The sequence below is a fragment of the Micromonospora sp. NBC_00421 genome (genome assembly GCF_036017915.1).
Taxonomy (GTDB): Bacteria; Actinomycetota; Actinomycetes; order Mycobacteriales; family Micromonosporaceae; genus Micromonospora.
Genome location: NZ_CP107929.1, coordinates 1670811 through 1686241, shown reverse-complemented (window position 1 = coordinate 1686241; position 15431 = coordinate 1670811). Strand labels below are relative to the sequence as shown.

The window sequence follows — 15431 nt, the reverse complement described above, 5'->3', positions numbered from 1 at the left end:
TGGTCCGATCCGGCAGCCGGGGCGGCACGGGCACAGTTTGCCCAGCGCAGCCGCTGGGTACCGGCTCAGCAGCGCCATCGCCATCCCGGGCGACGCGGTCGGCATGGACAGGAGCGGGTCGATGAGGACGCTCGCCGGGCGGTACCAGCTCGAACAGCGTATCGGCCTGGGTGGCATGTCCGAGGTCTGGCGTGCCCACGACGTCGTGCTGGACCGGCCGGTCGCGGTGAAGCTGATGTCGCCCGCACACCGGGGCGAGGAGACCTCGGTCGAGCGGATCAGGACCGAGGCCCGGTCCGCCGCCTGCCTGGTGCATCCCAACGTCGCCAGCGTCCACGACTTCGGTACCTCGACCACGCTGCCGGGTCGGGAGATGCCGTACATCGTGATGGAGCTGGTGGAGGGGGAGACCCTCGCCGCGCACCTGCGGGCCGGGCCGCTGGACTGGCGGATCGCCGTCCGGGTCTGCGCCGAGGTGGCCGCCGCGCTCGCCGCGGCACACGCGCACGGCATCGTCCACCGGGACGTCAAACCGGCCAACGTGATGCTCACCCCGTCGGGGGCGAAGGTGCTCGACTTCGGCATCGCCACCCCGGCCGGCGCACCCGACCGCAGCCCGGACGGCGTGGTGGTGGGCACTCCGGCCTACCTGGCCCCGGAACAGTTCGACAGGCAGCCGGCCACCCCCGCCGCCGACATGTACGCCGTGGGGGTGCTGCTCTACTACTGCCTCACCGGACGGTTGCCGTACGCGGCGGGGATCACCGCCACCCAATTGGTCGGGGCCCGTCGGAAGATCACGGCGGAGCCGTTGCCGCCGATCGCGGGACTGCCGGGCGAGGTGGTCGACCTGTGCCGGCGCTGCCTCGACGACGACCCGCACCAGCGACCCAGCAGCCTCATGGCGGCGCTGGAGCTGGCGGAGGTGGTCGACGCCCGGGTCTACGTGCCGATGCTGGCCTCGGTGCCCCGGCCCCGGACGGCACCGGTGTCGCCGTGGACCGAGCGGTCCGCCGCCGAGGCGACCGAGGCGGTGGCGCTGCACGACTGGACCCGCACCGCGTCGCGCTGACCGCATTCCGGCCGCGCACAGGTCGTGCCGACCCGCACGCCGGACGTGTGCTGGCCCCGGGAACGGCGTTTCACCCGTTCGTGGCCGGGAAACCGGCCGACGAGTGAGGGAGGGACGCGATGCCGGATCCGAGTTCCTGGCTGCACGAGGCCAGCGCGACCGCCGCGGGCGGACACGTACGCACCGACGACGGGGGGCTGTCCACCGCGCTGGCGTCGCCGCTCGCGCCGCACTGCACCGGGCTGACCCCGGAGCAGCTGCTCGCCGCCGCCTTCGCCTCCTGCCTGCACCACGCGGCGGTCGAGGCGGCCGGGGAGATCACCGACGAGGCGCACACGGTGCAGGTGACCGCCGAGGCGAGGCTGGGGCGCGACGACGACGGCCGGTACCGGGCCGACGTGCACGCCAGCATCTCGTCGGTGGGGTTGAGCCGGGACCAGCTGGCCGAGCTGGTCGCGTACGCCGACCGACTCTGGCCCTTTTCCAGCGACGACAACAGCCGGCACCGGCTGACGGTGAGCGCGGCCGAGAACGGCAGGCACTGAGCGCATCCGCCGCCCGGCCGAGGCTGCCCTCGGCGGTACGGCCGGATGCCTGCGCCGAACGACCGATGGCCGATCTTCGCCCGGCGGGACGCCCCCACCTGACGGATAAAGGCCCGAACAATAAGTAATAAGCGGCAAATTAGGCTCGCACGTTTTGCGGGCTTAACTGTTTTTGGAGGAGAACATCCGGGCGGATAGCGACGAATTGTGGCGCAGGCCACCCATAGCGGCGATGATCCCCGGTAGAAACCTCTCTAGCCTCGGCGGGTGCACCCCGACCACACCCCTGAGCAGCCGTCGACCGAGAACCGCCCGGCCGGCCGTCCGACCGAGGCACCCCCGGTCGAACGGAGGATCGGCCGGCACCGTGCGCCAGAGCCGCCCCGGCGCGGCGCCCGCGCCGCTCTCGCCTCGACCCCCGCCCGGATCGCCCTCGCCGGTGGGGTCACCTGCTGCCTGGGGTTGGTCGCGTTCGCCGGCACCCACCGCGTCGACCGGGAACCCCGACCCGTCCAGGAGGTGCTGGCCGAGCGGGCGGCCGACGAACAGCGGGCCTCCCGGTCCCTGCAACGGGCCGCCTCGCCGCTGGCCGTCCCGGTCACCCCGGTCCCGGCCAGCCCCCGCCCACCGGCCGCCCGCAGCGCCGCGCCGAAGCCGAAGAAGCCGGCCCGCCCGGCCCGGCCCCGCCCGGTCGCCGGGCTCACCCAACTCCAGATGGACAACGCCGCGGTGATCGTCGAGGTCGGTGTCGACCTGGGGGTGCCCCGACGCGGCCTGGTGGTCGCCGTCGCCACCGCCATGCAGGAGAGCGACCTGCACAACCTGGCCAGCGACGTGCTGCCCGAGTCGTACGACCATCCGCACCAGGGCAGCGGGTCGGACCATGACTCGGTCGGCCTGTTCCAGCAGCGACCGAGCAGCGGCTGGGGCACCGTCGCGCAGCTGATGCGCCCCGCGTACGCGGCGCGGGCCTTCTACTCGGCGCTGGCCGAGATCCCCGGCTGGCGGGAGCTCAGCGTGACCGACGCCGCGCAGGCCGTGCAGATCTCCGCCTACCCCGACGCGTACGCGCGGCACGAGGTGCGGGCCACCACCGTGGTCGACGCGCTGACCTGAGCCGCCCCGGGCGGGACGCACCGACCTGGCCGGCAGCCCGCCCGAACCGGCCCGCAGACGAGCCGGAGCAGCCGGCGGAGCGGTGGACGTGGTCAGGCCACCCGGGTGCCCGGCTCCGGTCGGTCGACGGTCACCTCGTCGGTGCCGGTGGCCACCCGGGTCGCCGGCACGCCACCGGCGGCGGCGGTCGGGGTGTCGGCGGGCACCGTCTCGACGCTCAGCCCGGTCAGCAGCTGGTCCACCTGGGCCGCCCGGTGCCGCCGTTCGCGCAGCGACGCCTCGAACTCCCGGCGGGCCTGTACCGCCTCGGCGTACACCCGCTCCCGCAGCTGTCGGGCCTCCTCCCGGGCGGCGTTCAACTCGCCGCGCGCGCGGGCCAGGAACTCGGCCGCCGTCTGTCCGGCCGCCGGACCCGCCGGCCGGGCCGCCGCCCGGTCGCCGCCGCCCTGCCGACGGTCGACCAGCGCCAGGAGCAGGGTGGCCTCCTGGCGGATCTGGTCGGCGTCCCGCCCCGCGCCAACGAACACCTCCGCCCGCGCGGCGAGCCGGGTCAACCGGACTGTGAGCTCGTCCAGGCAGAAATCGACCTGCCGCCGGTCGTAGCCGGACTCAACGACGGAGAACCTCATACGTGTCGCCCCCCAGGAAGCTGGTACGTCTGTCCCAGCTCGATCCTCGCGGCAGCAGCCCGCCACCGAGGGAGTTCGGGAAAAATGTTCAGCAACTGAGGGTGACCGCCGGGCCGGTGGCCGGCGCCCGGCCCGGGACGCGTCGGGACGATCCGCGCGGTCAGGAACGCTTCGGCAGCACCACGACCCGACCGAAGAACTCGTCGATCCGGCGTACCACGTCGTTGAAGTCGTCCAGGTCGATCGGTTTGGTCACGTAGGCGTTGGCCTGGAGGCTGTAGCTGCCCACGATGTCGGTGTCCGCGTTCGAGGTGGTCAGCACGACGATCGGGATGGTACGCAGGTCGTCGTCCCGCTTGACCTCGCCGAGCACCTGACGCCCGTCCATCCGTGGCATGTTCAGGTCGAGCAGGATCACGTCGGGGCGGCGGGCGTCGACGTGCCGGCCCTCCCGCCGCAGGAACTCCATCGCCTCCTGACCGTCACCGACCACGTCGATGACCTTGGCGATCTCGGAGTCCGCCAGGGCTTCCTCGATCATCAGCACGTCACCCGGGTCGTCGTCGACCACCAGGATGCGGACGGGGTTCGTAGCGCCTCGGTCCATGGGTTCAACCTGTCTGTGTCGTCGATCGGGGGGCGACGGTGTCGGTACCCCGTCGGCGGGGGAACTGAACGCGTCATCCGCAGGACGGGGAACCGGGTCGGTCACCCGCTGGCGGGGAAATTTAGCCCATCACCGGGCGGCCTGCGACCGCGGGTCGACGGTGTCCGGCTGGTAGCGCAGCACCTCGGCCAGACCGGTGATCTGCAGGACGCGGTCCACCCGGCCGGTCGCCCCGAACAGTCGCAGCCACCCGCCCCCGGCGGCGGCCAGGTTGTCACCACGGACGAAGGCCGCGATGCCTGTGGAGTCGCAGAAGGTCAACTCGGTGAGGTCGAGCAGCAGGTGTCGCTCACCTGCGGCGGCGAGCCGGTCGATCTCGGCGTTGAGCGCTCCGGCCGCACCGAGATCCAGCTCGCCGACGAGCCGCAGGCACGCGCCACCACCGTCGCGCTCGGTGTGCGTGACGGTGAAGGTCAACGTCGTCCCTCTCGCTCCCACCGCAGGCAGACCCTTGCAGTGCAGCAAGTATACGCAGCGGTCCCCGGCAGGGCCGCAACGCCGCGTCAGCGCCGGACGCCACCGGAGGCGACGCTCGCCGTCACGCCCAGCGCCACGAACCGTCCCGCCCGGGGGAAGTCACGCAGGGCACGGCGGTAGTGGCCGAGGGTGGACGCGACCGCCCCTGCCGGCACGCCCCGACTGCTCAGGATCGCCACCCACCAGGCCACGAAATCGGTGAACAACACCGGGTCGTCGACATAGACGGCGGCAGCCAGGAAGTCCACCGCGTGCCCGAGGTCGCTGATCGTGGCATCCCACTGCGCCGAGGTGTACCCCGCGACCGCCGGCACCCGGGCACGCAGGTCCGCCACCGCCGAGTCGATCAGCTCGCCGCGCCGCTTCACCAGGCTGGCGTACTCGTCGTCGGCCAGGTGGGCCAGGTCCGCCGGGACGACCCGGCGCAACGCCCGCTCGTCGGCGACCAGGTCCGCCGCGCTCGGCGCGTCCGGTGCCCAGGCGACACCGAGCCGCCGGGCCCACCGGCCGTCCACACCGAACCCGCGCCCGCCGACCACCACCGGCACGTCAGAACGCCGGCACGCCTCGACCATCCGGTGCGCGTACGGCAGCCGCATCGGCAGGGCACAGGCCAACGCCACCGCGTACGCGTCGTGCCGGTGCAGGTACGACACCAGATGGGCGGCCGGGACACTGGCGCCCAGGAAGGTCACCTGCCAGCCGCGCAACCGCAGCACCTCGGCGACCAACCGGGGTGGCAGGGCGTGCCACTCACCGTCCATGCAGGCCACCACGATCCGCCCCCGGGTGGGACGCGGATCGGCGTACGCGGCGACCGCCGCCACCACCCGTTCGCTGATGTGGGTCGCGGCGTGCTCCTGCGCCACGCTCCACTCGTTGCGGGCCCACCGCTCCCCCACCTCGCTCTGCGCCGGGGCCACCAGCTCGAGCAGCACCCGCTCCGCCGGGACACCGGCGTCGAGCAACCCGGTCGCCACCTCGATCGCGCCGTACTCGTCGGCCTCCGCGAGGGTGACGAGAAAGTCGTCCAGGGCGCGGGACGTGGTGGTCACGGCGTGCGACGGGTCGGCCGGGGCGGTCACGAGGGGGACGTCCCCTCCCCGGCCGGGTCCGTCCCGGCCGGGTCCGTCATGACAGGCACCGAGTGCAGGTGTCGCTGGGGGCGGCCGGCCGGGCCGGTCGCCCGCAACGCGAGCACGGCGATGTCGTCGTGGTCGCCGTGCGCCAGCCAGTCGCCGGTGACCTGTTCGATCCGCTCGGCGAGCGCCGGGGCGGGCATCCGGTGACAGCCGGTCACCGCGTGCACCAGCCGGCCCTGCCCGAACTGCTCGTCACCACGGCGACCGCCCCGCGCCTCGGTCACCCCGTCGCTGTAGAGCAGGCAGGTCTCCCCCGGCGCCAGCCGGACGGTGACCTCGCCGATCCGGGGATCGGGGACCACGCCGATCAGCATTCCGCTCAGCGGCACCGTTTCGACCTCGCCGGAGTTGCGCAGCACCAGCGGCGGTAGGTGACCGCCGCCGGCCATGGTCAACGAAAGGCCCCCGTCGCGCTGCGGGCGTACCACCCCGAGCACCATTGTCGCGAAACGGCCCTGGCCATGGGCCTGGGTGGTCTCCAGCAGGGCATCGTTGAGCAGCTTCAACAACCGGCCGGGACGGGACTCGACGCGGTACAGCGCCTGCAGGCACTGGCGCAACTGCCCGGTGAAGACGGCGGCCTCCACCCCCTTGCCGGAGACGTCGCCGAGGAAGAACACCGACCCGCCGTCGGCCAACCGGTGCGCGCCGTAGAAGTCGCCGCCGATCCGCAGGCTCGCCTGGGCCGGTCGGTACGCAGTCCCCCACTGCACGCCGTCCGCCACGGTCGGCTCCACCGGCACCAGACTGGCCTGGAGGGTGTCGGCCACCTCGGTCTGGTTGCGGTAGAGGAGCGCGGTGGTGAGCGCTGCCCCGGCCCGGGCAGCGAAGGCCCGGACGAGTGCCACGTCGGCGTCGTCGTACCCGCGGAGGAGGCGAGCCACCAGCAGCACCCCGGCCGGGGCGTCCCGACCGGGCAGCGGAACCGCCCAGGCGGTCACCTCCCGGACCGACAGCCCCGGCAGCCAGCCGGCCTCGGCAGCCTGCTCGACGAGCCAGTCCACCGCTTGTGGTTCCACCCCGGACAGACCCTCGGTGATCGCCGAGGGCAGCGCTGCGGCGGGCAGCACGCCGCTGTCCACAGTGGGGGACTCGTCGTCGACCCGGGTCGCCCGCCACCAGCGGGCCCGCCCGGAGCGGGGGGCCAGCACCAGCACCGCCACCTCCGCCAGGGTGGGTACGCTGAGCCGCACCACCGCGGCGGCGGCCCGGTCGGGGTGCAGCGGGTTGCCGAGCTTCTCGCCGACCACGGCGAGGAACGTGGACCGGGCCCGCTCGGCGAGCAACGCGTCCGCGCGCGAGACGCTGTCGGTGACGTCCTCGACATAGAGGCAGCTACGGGACCCGGACAGCGGCACCCGGCGGATCCGCAGCCGCCTACCGTGATGACCGAATCCGTCCCGCTCGGCGCCGACCTCGGTCAGCACGGCGAGCCCGGCAGCGGCCAGGTGACGGCCGGGTGCCACCTCGGGCAGCAGCCGCTTGGCGACCGGACTGACGTGTCGTACCACGCCGGCGGCGTCGCAGACGACCAGGCCCTCGCGGAAGTGCTCGACCACCTCCGACCAGGCAGGCTCGGGGTCACCCCGGTCCGGGGCCAATGGCGGGAGCCCGCCGACGGCGCCGACGGCCCGGGCCGCAGCCCGTCCGGCGCTCGACATGGAGATCCGCCCGTCGCCCGGGTCGAAGCCCCTGACGTCGGCAGCAGTCACCAGTTGAGCCCCACTCCCCTTGTCGCCGTCCGCTCTGCCGCGGAGGTAGCCGGTAAGTTCCGATCTGTTCCACTCAGCCTACGCCGGAACGCCGATACCGCCACCGCACCGCGGTTCCGCACCTGCTGCGGCCGCCCCGGGAGATTGTTACGATCCGGCGAAGTCGGGCCCGACCCGTCGGGCATGCGGAAAGGCGTGACGTGGTGCCCCATGGCAGGAATCCCCAGGCTGCCCCGCTGACCATGTCGGTGGACCGCGCCGATCCCCGGTCGCCGGTCGTCTCGGTCGGCGGTGAGCTGACCTTCACCACCTCCGGTCCGGTGCGTGCCGAGGTCGACCGGCTGTTGACGGAACGACCGACGGTGATCGTCTTCGACTTCTCCGGGCTGCTCTTCCTCGACAGCACCGGCCTGTCGGTCATCGTCCACGCCTGGCGCGAGGGCCAACGGGGCGGGACGCTGATCCGGCTGCGGGCCACGCCCCGGTTCCTGACGACCATCCTCGACATGACGGGGGTCACGGGTCTGCTGGCGCGTCCGTTGCCGGCGCAGTCCGCCGTCCCCGCCCCGCAGCGATCCGCCGCCTCCGGTTGAACCGGACGACCGGTCGGGCCGGCCCGGTTCCGCCGGCCCGGTTCCCCCGTCCCCGCCGCAACCCCGGGCGTTTCCCGATCACCGTCTGCTGGGAACATGGAGGCATGCGTCCGCCGCTGTTGTCCATCGAGGTGACCCGGATCGAGGCCGGCCGTGCCCTGCTGCGGGTGACCGGTGACCTCGACTTCGACACCGCGTCGGAGCTGGTCGACGCGGCGACCCGAGCCCGTGCGGACGGCTACCACGAGTTGACGATCGACGTCGACGGGGTCGGCCTGTGCGACTCGTCTGGTCTGAGCGCCTTCGTGGTGCTCAGCCAGGGCGGCACCGGGTCGGTCCGGTTGACCGGGGTCGGCACCCGGCTCCAACAGCTGCTCGACCGTACCGGCCTGGCCGAGTTGCTGGCCGTGGAGCAACAGGCGGCGCGCGTCGTCGACGACGCGCGCGAGGTGGGCTGAGCCACCTCGTCGACCGGTCGGTCACGCGGCCACGGCGGGCCGATCCGCCGCGACGGCGGGTTGCCGCCGGGGACCTGTCGAGTTCGGCGCGGCAGAGGACGGCGGTGCGACGTCCTCCGGAAGGCCGGAATCGGGCATCTGGAACAGGTACCTGACGAATCCGCCGCCCGACTCGTTCTCCTCCGCTCCGGGCCACTGGCCGGCGCAGTCCATGCCCACCACCTCACGTCCCGAGCCGTCGGCCTCCTCCACCAGGGCCCAGAGACTCACCGGGTAGCACCGCGTCACCTCGGGGCCGACCTGCCACCGCGAATACCAGCCGGGACGAGCCGGGACGATCTCGACGATCCTCTTCATGACGACCTTCCCTTCCGCGTGCCTCGGAAGACCTCCGGTCGGCTCGATGATCTGCCCCGGGCGGGTGAGCACCCCTCACCCCCGGGGAGTGAAGCGGCGGGCGGACCCTCCGGCCACGCGGTCGGTGTGTCTCCCGGTGCTGCCGGTGCGGGCGCGACCGCACCGCGGGACCTGGGTTACCGTGCCGGCATGGACCCTGCCGCCAGCCAGCGGGGCGACCCCGCCGCGCGTGCCGAAGCCGCCGGGGTCGCGGGCGACGACGACCGGCTGGAACTGGTCGTCGACCCGGCCCGCCGTAGCGGGCGCGTGCTGCTCGCCGGGGGCGTCGCCCAGTCGTACGTCGACGTGACCGATCCGCGTCACCTGCACTTCGAGTACGTCCGCCGGATGGCCGCCCTGGTCGACCTCGCCGCTCCCGCCGGTCGGCCGCTGGACGTGCTGCACCTGGGCGGCGGTGCGCTGACCCTGCCCCGGTACGTCGCGGCGACCCGCCCCGGCTCGACGCAGCGGGTCGTCGAGCGGGATCCGGCGGTGGTGGCGCTTGTCGACCGGGAACTGCCCCCGGTGCCACCACAGGTACGGGTCGAGGTCGCCGACGCGCGGGAGGCGGTCGGCGGTACGCCCGACGACGCGTACGACCTCGTGCTGGCGGACATCTACCGGGCGGCCCGGATGCCGGCGCACGTGGCCGGCGTGGAGTTCGTCACCGAGGTGGCCCGGGTCCTGCGGCCGGGCGGCGGCTACCTGGTCAACGTCACCGACCTGCCGCCGCTGGTCTTCACCCGGGTCCAGGTGGCCACCCTGCGCGCGGTCCTGGCCGACGTCTGCCTGGTCGCCGACCGGCGGATGCTGCGCGGCCGGCGGTACGGCAACGTCGTGTTGGCCGGCACCCGCGCCCCGGGACGGCTGCCGGTGGGGCGGCTGACCACCCGGGCCGCCACCGACCAGGTGCCCGGCGGGGTGCTGCACGGGACCGCGTTGGACGCCTTCGTCGGCGGGGCACGGCCAGCCCGGGACGCCACCCTCGCCGGCTGACCGGCCCACCCCCGGGAGCGGTTACGGACGGGCGGGTCACCGGGGTACGCCGACGGGTCATTGTCGGGCGGGCCACCCTGGGGCGGGGTTTCCGGACCCCGACGCCGGGTAGCCGCGGCGGATGAGTACCGCCGACGATCGTGGCACCGCTCGCCGGGCACTGATCGTCATCGGTCTGGTGCTGGCGGTCGTCGTCGGGCTCGGCCTGCTCTGGTCCACCCGGCGGGTGCTCAGCTGGATCCTGCTCGCCGCGTTCCTCGCGGTGGCCGTCAAACCCCTGGTGGACCGGGTGGAACGCCGCCTGGTGCGGCACCGTGCCCTCGCCACCCTGCTGGTCTTCCTCGCCGTGTTCGGGCTGTTGACGGCGGTCGGCGCGGTGATCCTGGTGCCGTTGCTGGACGAGCTGGGTCGGTTCGCCGACCGGGCCCCCGACCTGCTGCGGCAGACCCGCGCCGGCCAGGGGCCGCTGGGTGGCCTGCTCGACCGGCTCGGCCTGCTGGGGTACGCCCGTCACCACTCCGACCAGGTCCAGCGGTACGGCGGTGAGCTGCGCCAACCGGCGGTGGGGCTGCTCCGGGGCGTGTTGCAGACCCTCGCCGGCACGGTCACCGTCGTCGTGCTGGCGTACCTGATGGTGCTGGAGTCGCCCCGGATCATCCGGGCGACCCTCGGGGCGGTCGGCGACGACACGGCGGTGCGCCTGGACCGGATCGGGCGGGGCGCCGCGCGGACCATCACCGGCTATCTCAGCGGGAACCTGCTGATCAGCGTGATCTGCGGACTCGGGACGTACGTCGTGCTGGTCCTGGTGGGGGTGCCGTTCGCGGCGGTGATCGCGCTGCTGGTGGCGATCGCCGACCTGATCCCGCTGGTGGGCGCGACGCTCGGGGCGATCGTCGCGGCCGGGGCCGGTTTCCTGCGCTCCCCGACCGCCGGAATCGTGGTGCTCGTCTTCTTCGTCGTCTACCAACAGGTGGAGAACCACCTGCTGCAACCGCTGATCATGTCCCGGGCGGTCCGGCTCAACCCGCTCACCGTGCTGGTCAGCGTGCTCGTCGCGGCCGAACTGGCCGGGCTGGTCGGTGCGTTGCTGGCCATTCCGGCCGCCGGGATCGTCCAACTCCTGCTGCGCGAGTTCGCCCCCGCCGACCGGCGACCCCTCCCCGCCCCCGCCGAACACGGGACCGACGGGCACGGGACCGACCAGCACGGTCCGGCCGCCGGATGACCGGCGGCCGGACCGATCATTTCCGGTCAGCGGGTGCGCACGGGCACCTCGGGCGAAGAGCTCTCCAACGGGACGGCGTTGGCCGGGACCAGGCCGAGCTGCGTCGCCGGCCGGGTCAGCGCGGCGTCGAGCACCCAGTCCGCGCTCACCCGGGCCCGGTTGCCGGGCATCGCCAACAGGTGGTAGCCACGGGTGACCGCCTTGGCGGGCAACCCGGACAGCGACAGCTTCAGCGGGTTCGCCGCCGCGTCCTTACCCCCCAGGTCGACCACCCAGCCCAGATCGTGATGCTTGTACGGGCGACGCCGGCCGTGACCGTAGGAGGCGGCGATGTTCTGCGCGGCGAGCTTGCCCTGCCGCTGCGCGTGCTGGGCGGTCATCGCGCAGATCTGCCCGGGGCGGGCCAGGTCCGGCACGGCGGCGGCGTCACCGCAGGCGTACACCTCGGGGAAACCGGGGACGTTGAGGTACTCGTCGACCACCAACCGGCCTTTCTCGGTCCGCAGGCCCAGCTCGGCCACGAACGGGTCGGGGCGTACCCCGACGCACCAGGCCAGCGTGCAGGTCGGGACGTACTCGCCGTCGGTGAGCCGTACCCCGTCGGCAGTGGCCTCGGCGACCGAGGTGCCCATCCGTACGTCGACGCCCCGGCGGCGCAGCACCCGGTCGGCGGTCCTCGACATCCGTTCGTCAAGTTCCGGCAGCACCCGGGGGGCCACGTCGAGCAGCATCCACCGGGGGCGGACCCGCAACCGGGGCCGCTGCGCCCGTAGCGCGTCGGTGAAGAGTTGCCCGTGTGCCGCGACCTCGGTGCCGGTGTAGCCCGCGCCCACCACCACGAAGGTGGCCCGGGCCTGCTGCTCGGCCGGGTCCTCCGCCTGCTCCGCCAGCTCGATCTGGCGGACCACGTGGTCGTGCAGGTAGACCGCCTCCGGCAGGCCCCGGAAGCCGTGGGCGTACTCGGTCACCCCGGGGATGGGGAGCAGCTTGTTGACGCTGCCGACGGAGAGCACCAGCCGGTCGTAGGCCAACTGGCCCCGATCCCCCTCCTGGTTGGTGAACCCGACCCAGCGGTTCTGCAGGTCGACCCGGTCGGCCTCGCCGACGACCACCCGCACCCCGGGCAGCGTGCCGGTCAACGGCACGGAAATCCGGGCCGGCTCGACCACCCCGGCGGCCACCTCGGGCAGCAGCGGCAGGTAGAGGAAGTAGTCGGTCGCGTTCAGCAGCACGATCTCGGCCCGCCCACCGGCCGATCGGCGCAACGCCTTCGCCGCGTGGTAACCGGCGAAACCGGCCCCCACGATCACCACACGAGGTTTCGTCATGTCCGCTCCCTTCCCGACCCCCGGCAGGACAAACGTGTCGGATCACCCGGGCGGCCCGAGTCGGCGGACATCCGGACCCGGACGACCACGCCCTGCGCCGCCCGCAACGGGTCAGAGTGGCCGGGGGAACGGCTCCACGGTCGGCATCGGCACCTGGAGGTAGGTGATGCCGCGCAGGTCCAGCCAGGCCCGGTCGGGGGCCCGGACCAGCCGCACCATCACCTCGGCGCAGGCCGGACAGCGACCCACCAGGCCGGGGGCGTGGGCGTAGACCCGCAGGCCGGCCATCGGGCCGACCATGCCGCACGACGCGCACCGCCCGGTCGCCGTGCTCAGGTCCACCGCGAACAGCTCGCGCAGCGGCCCGTCGAGCATGTTGCCGTCCAGGTAGGACATCTCGGTCATCGATTCTCCTCGCCGGTCAGCCGGTGGGTCCGAACCGTTCGGTCCGTACCCGCCGGGTCTGGTGGCCCAGCCCCACCAACAGGTCCGCGACGGTCTCCACGAAACCGGTCGGGCCGCAGACGTAGCAGAGCGGTTCCAGCTCCGCCGGCCAGCCGTAGGTGTTCACGTCGGCCAGCCCGATCCGGTGCGGCTCGCCCCGCCACCCGTCGGGCGCCTGCCGGGTGTAGACGTAGGCCACGTCCAGGCCGGGGTCGTCGCGGGCGCGGGTCCGCAGCTCGTCGGCGTAGATGACGTCCGCCGGGGTGCGGACCGAGTAGATCAGCCGGAACGGCGTCCGGCTGCCGGCGGCCCGGCGGGCCCGCACCATCGCCATCAACGGCACCACCCCGGAACCCCCGGCGACCAGCAACACCGGCGCGGTCTGCGCGGGCCGCCAGACGAACCAGCCACCGACCGGACCGCGCACCTCCACCGGGTCGCCCTCGACCCAGGCGTCGGTCAGGTACGGCGACACCTCGCCGTCGGGCACCCGCTGCACGGTCAACGCGATCCGGTCGCCGTCGGCCGGCCCGGCCAGCGAGTACGACCGGGCCGCCTGGTAGCCGTCGGGGGCGGTGAGCCGGACGTCGACGTGCTGCCCCGGCAGGTGCCCCGGCCAGTCCGGCACCGACAGGACCAGGGTCTGCGCGGTGGACGTCTCGACCCGGCGCTGCACCAGCCGGGCCACCCGCCAGCCCAGCGGCACGGCCCGCCGGCCACCCGCGGCGGCAGCGGTCACCTCAGTCGCCCTGGTAGCGCTGCTCGCGCCACGGATCGCCGTAGTCGTGGTAGCCGGCGGTCTCCCAGAAACCGGGCTCGTCCTCGACTGTCAGCCGCAGCCCGCGTACCCACTTGGCCGACTTCCAGAAGTAGAGGTGCGGGACCAGCAGCCGGGCCGGCCCACCGTGCTCGGCGGGCAGCGGTTCGCCGTCGTATCCGTGCACCAGCCAGGCCTGACCGTCACGCAGGTCGTCCAGCGGCAGGTTGGTGGTGTAGCCGCCGTACGAGTGGGCCTGGGCGTAGTCGGCGGCGGTGTCCACCCCGTCGAGCAGCACGTCCAGCGAGACACCCTGCCAGTTGGTGCCGAACTTGGACCACCGGGTGACGCAGTGGATGTCCACCGTGGGGGTCTCCTGCGGCAGGCTCATCAGCTCCGCCCAGGACCAGCGGAACTCGTCGCCGGTCTCGGTGGCGAGGACGAACTCCCAGCGGTCCGGGGACACCCTGGGGGTCGGCCCGGCGGACAGGACCGGGAAGTCCTCGGTCAGGTACTGCCCCGGCGGCAGGGCCGGGTCGGTCGTACGACGTCGGCCCTGGAAGCCCGGTGACACGATTCCCACCGGTAAGTCGTACCACCTGGACCGCCCCGGGCGGGAGAGTTCGCCGGGACCGTCCACGGAACCGGCGGCGTGACGTCACGTACCGCCGCCGGTTCCGTGCCGTCAGTGTTTCTCGGTGACCACGTCGGCCTCGCCGGTCTCCCGGTCGCGGGTGGCCCGCAGGCTGGTGAGGGTGACCACGGTCAGGACGCCGATGATGACGCCGAGCGAGGCCAACGTCGGGATCTCCGGCACGCCCGACCAGATCCCGTGCGCCCAGTGCAGCCCGAGCTTGACGCCGATGAAGGCCAGGATGATCGCCAGACCGTAGCTGAGGTGCACCAGCCGGCTGAGCGCGGCGTGCAGCACGAAGTAGAGCGCCCGCAGCCCGAGCAGCGCGAACGCGTTGGTGGCGAAGACCAGGTACGGGTCCTCGGTGATGCCGTAGACGGCGGGCACCGAGTCGACCGCGAAGACGATGTCGGTGGCGAGCACCGCGACCACCACGAGGGCGAACGGGGTGAGCGCCCGCCGACCGTGCTGGCGGATCGTCATCCGGGTGCCGTGGTACTCGTCGACCACCGGCATGAACCGGCGCAGCAGCCGCACCGACCGCATCTTGTTGATGTCGACCTCCTGCTCGTGCCCGGAGAGGGCGTCGCGCAGCAGCTTGACCGCAGTGGCGATCAGGATGACGGCGAAGAGCAGGAAGGCGAAGTCGAGGGTCTGCAACGCCGCCGCGCCGAGGGCGATGAAGATCGCGCGCAGCACCAGCGCACCGGCGATGCCGTAGAGCAGCACCCGCTGGGCGAGCACCGCGGGCACCGCGAAGGCGGCCAGCAGCAGCATGAACACGAAGAGGTTGTCGACGGAGAGCGACTTCTCGACCAGGTAACCGGTCAGGTACTCGACGCCCTGCTGGGAGCCGTACCGGGACCAGACCCAGCCGCCGAAGGCCAGCGGCAGCGCGATGTAGAACGCCGACCAGCCCAGGGCCTCCCTGATCGACACCTCGTGCGGGCGGCGGGTGACCAGGAAGTCGAGGACCAGCAGGGCGAGCACGCCGGCGATGGTGACCGCCCAGAGGGTCGGTGTGCCGACCGACGACAATTCACCGGCAGCAAGATATGACAGATCGGTCATGGAGCCTCCTCGAACACCGTGCCATGTTCGAGGTCTCCTTCACCCACGATTCGCCGTGGGCAACCACCCGAGGCGCGCCCGGGGCACGCCGTACTGACCGGAATGATTCGTGGGAAGTACTCCCCTCGTGCGTCCAGGTTAGGCCAGGTCGGACGACTCGCCAAGT

At 73.1% G+C, this 15431-nt stretch carries 18 protein-coding genes; 7 read left to right on the top strand and 11 right to left on the bottom strand.

Going from position 1 to position 15431, the window contains the following annotated elements; genetic code table 11:
• Nucleotides 1-121: 121 nt before the first annotated feature.
• The 3 genes from OHQ87_RS07270 to OHQ87_RS07260 all read left to right on the top strand — a co-directional run bounded on the left by OHQ87_RS07270 (nt 122) and on the right by OHQ87_RS07260 (nt 2733).
• Nucleotides 122-1072, top strand: coding sequence for a serine/threonine-protein kinase (locus OHQ87_RS07270; RefSeq protein WP_328346155.1), 951 nt, complete (start codon nt 122-124; stop codon nt 1070-1072).
• A gap of 119 nt (nt 1073-1191) precedes the next feature.
• Nucleotides 1192-1617, top strand: a complete 426-nt coding sequence (locus OHQ87_RS07265; protein ID WP_328346153.1) for an OsmC family protein — start codon at nt 1192-1194, stop codon at nt 1615-1617.
• Between the two features lie 267 nt (nt 1618-1884).
• On the top strand, nt 1885-2733 hold the full coding sequence (locus tag OHQ87_RS07260) for a hypothetical protein (RefSeq protein WP_328346151.1): 849 nt from the start codon (nt 1885-1887) through the stop codon (nt 2731-2733).
• A gap of 92 nt (nt 2734-2825) precedes the next feature.
• On the opposite strand, the gene OHQ87_RS07255 is transcribed toward OHQ87_RS07260, so the two are convergent.
• From OHQ87_RS07255 to OHQ87_RS07235, 5 genes are all read right to left on the bottom strand, one after another.
• Nucleotides 2826-3362 (bottom strand): ATPase, encoded by a 537-nt coding sequence (locus OHQ87_RS07255; protein WP_328346149.1) that lies wholly within the window; start codon nt 3360-3362, stop codon nt 2826-2828.
• A gap of 160 nt (nt 3363-3522) precedes the next feature.
• Nucleotides 3523-3969, bottom strand: coding sequence for a response regulator (locus tag OHQ87_RS07250; protein WP_328346147.1), 447 nt, complete (start codon nt 3967-3969; stop codon nt 3523-3525).
• Nucleotides 3970-4098: 129 nt separating this feature from the next.
• On the bottom strand, nt 4099-4446 hold the full coding sequence (locus OHQ87_RS07245; protein ID WP_328346145.1) for an STAS domain-containing protein: 348 nt from the start codon (nt 4444-4446) through the stop codon (nt 4099-4101).
• Between the two features lie 86 nt (nt 4447-4532).
• Nucleotides 4533-5591: a cobalamin B12-binding domain-containing protein gene (locus OHQ87_RS07240; RefSeq protein WP_328346143.1), complete on the bottom strand. Its 1059-nt coding sequence runs from the start codon at nt 5589-5591 to the stop codon at nt 4533-4535.
• Complete coding sequence (locus OHQ87_RS07235) at nt 5588-7360, bottom strand: PP2C family protein-serine/threonine phosphatase (protein WP_328346141.1); 1773 nt, start codon at nt 7358-7360, stop codon at nt 5588-5590. Before OHQ87_RS07235 ends, OHQ87_RS07240 begins: the two co-directional genes overlap by 4 nt.
• Nucleotides 7361-7602: 242 nt before the next feature.
• Between OHQ87_RS07235 and OHQ87_RS07230 the strand changes: the two genes are divergently transcribed.
• Both OHQ87_RS07230 and OHQ87_RS07225 read left to right on the top strand, forming a co-directional pair.
• Nucleotides 7603-7953: an STAS domain-containing protein gene (locus tag OHQ87_RS07230; RefSeq protein ID WP_328346139.1), complete on the top strand. Its 351-nt coding sequence runs from the start codon at nt 7603-7605 to the stop codon at nt 7951-7953.
• A gap of 104 nt (nt 7954-8057) precedes the next feature.
• Nucleotides 8058-8411 (top strand): STAS domain-containing protein, encoded by a 354-nt coding sequence (locus OHQ87_RS07225; RefSeq protein WP_328346137.1) that lies wholly within the window; start codon nt 8058-8060, stop codon nt 8409-8411.
• Between the two features lie 21 nt (nt 8412-8432).
• Here OHQ87_RS07225 and OHQ87_RS07220 read toward each other — a convergent pair whose 3' ends face one another.
• On the bottom strand, nt 8433-8768 hold the full coding sequence (locus tag OHQ87_RS07220; protein ID WP_328346135.1) for a hypothetical protein: 336 nt from the start codon (nt 8766-8768) through the stop codon (nt 8433-8435).
• A 189-nt stretch (nt 8769-8957) separates the two neighbouring features.
• Here OHQ87_RS07220 and OHQ87_RS07215 point away from each other — a divergent pair, with 189 nt between their 5' ends.
• Entirely contained in the window at nt 8958-9803 is an 846-nt protein-coding gene (locus OHQ87_RS07215; protein ID WP_328346133.1) for a spermidine synthase, read from the top strand.
• Between the two features lie 121 nt (nt 9804-9924).
• Nucleotides 9925-11031: an AI-2E family transporter gene (locus tag OHQ87_RS07210; RefSeq protein WP_328346131.1), complete on the top strand. Its 1107-nt coding sequence runs from the start codon at nt 9925-9927 to the stop codon at nt 11029-11031.
• A 26-nt stretch (nt 11032-11057) separates the two neighbouring features.
• On the opposite strand, the gene OHQ87_RS07205 is transcribed toward OHQ87_RS07210, so the two are convergent.
• The 5 genes from OHQ87_RS07205 to OHQ87_RS07185 form a co-directional block, all read right to left on the bottom strand.
• Nucleotides 11058-12359 (bottom strand): NAD(P)/FAD-dependent oxidoreductase, encoded by a 1302-nt coding sequence (locus OHQ87_RS07205; RefSeq protein WP_328346129.1) that lies wholly within the window; start codon nt 12357-12359, stop codon nt 11058-11060.
• 111 nt (nt 12360-12470) lie between these two features.
• Complete coding sequence (locus OHQ87_RS07200) at nt 12471-12764, bottom strand: DUF6510 family protein (protein WP_328346127.1); 294 nt, start codon at nt 12762-12764, stop codon at nt 12471-12473.
• A gap of 16 nt (nt 12765-12780) precedes the next feature.
• Nucleotides 12781-13542: a ferredoxin reductase gene (locus OHQ87_RS07195; RefSeq protein WP_328346126.1), complete on the bottom strand. Its 762-nt coding sequence runs from the start codon at nt 13540-13542 to the stop codon at nt 12781-12783.
• A gap of 1 nt (nt 13543) precedes the next feature.
• Nucleotides 13544-14134 carry a sulfite oxidase-like oxidoreductase gene (locus OHQ87_RS07190; RefSeq protein WP_442930799.1) on the bottom strand — a complete coding sequence of 197 codons (591 nt, stop codon included), beginning with the start codon at nt 14132-14134 and terminating at the stop codon, nt 13544-13546.
• A 111-nt stretch (nt 14135-14245) separates the two neighbouring features.
• A complete protein-coding gene (locus OHQ87_RS07185; RefSeq protein ID WP_328346122.1) occupies nt 14246-15265 on the bottom strand; it encodes a TerC family protein in 1020 nt (339 codons plus the stop codon).
• Nucleotides 15266-15431: the final 166 nt, after the last annotated feature.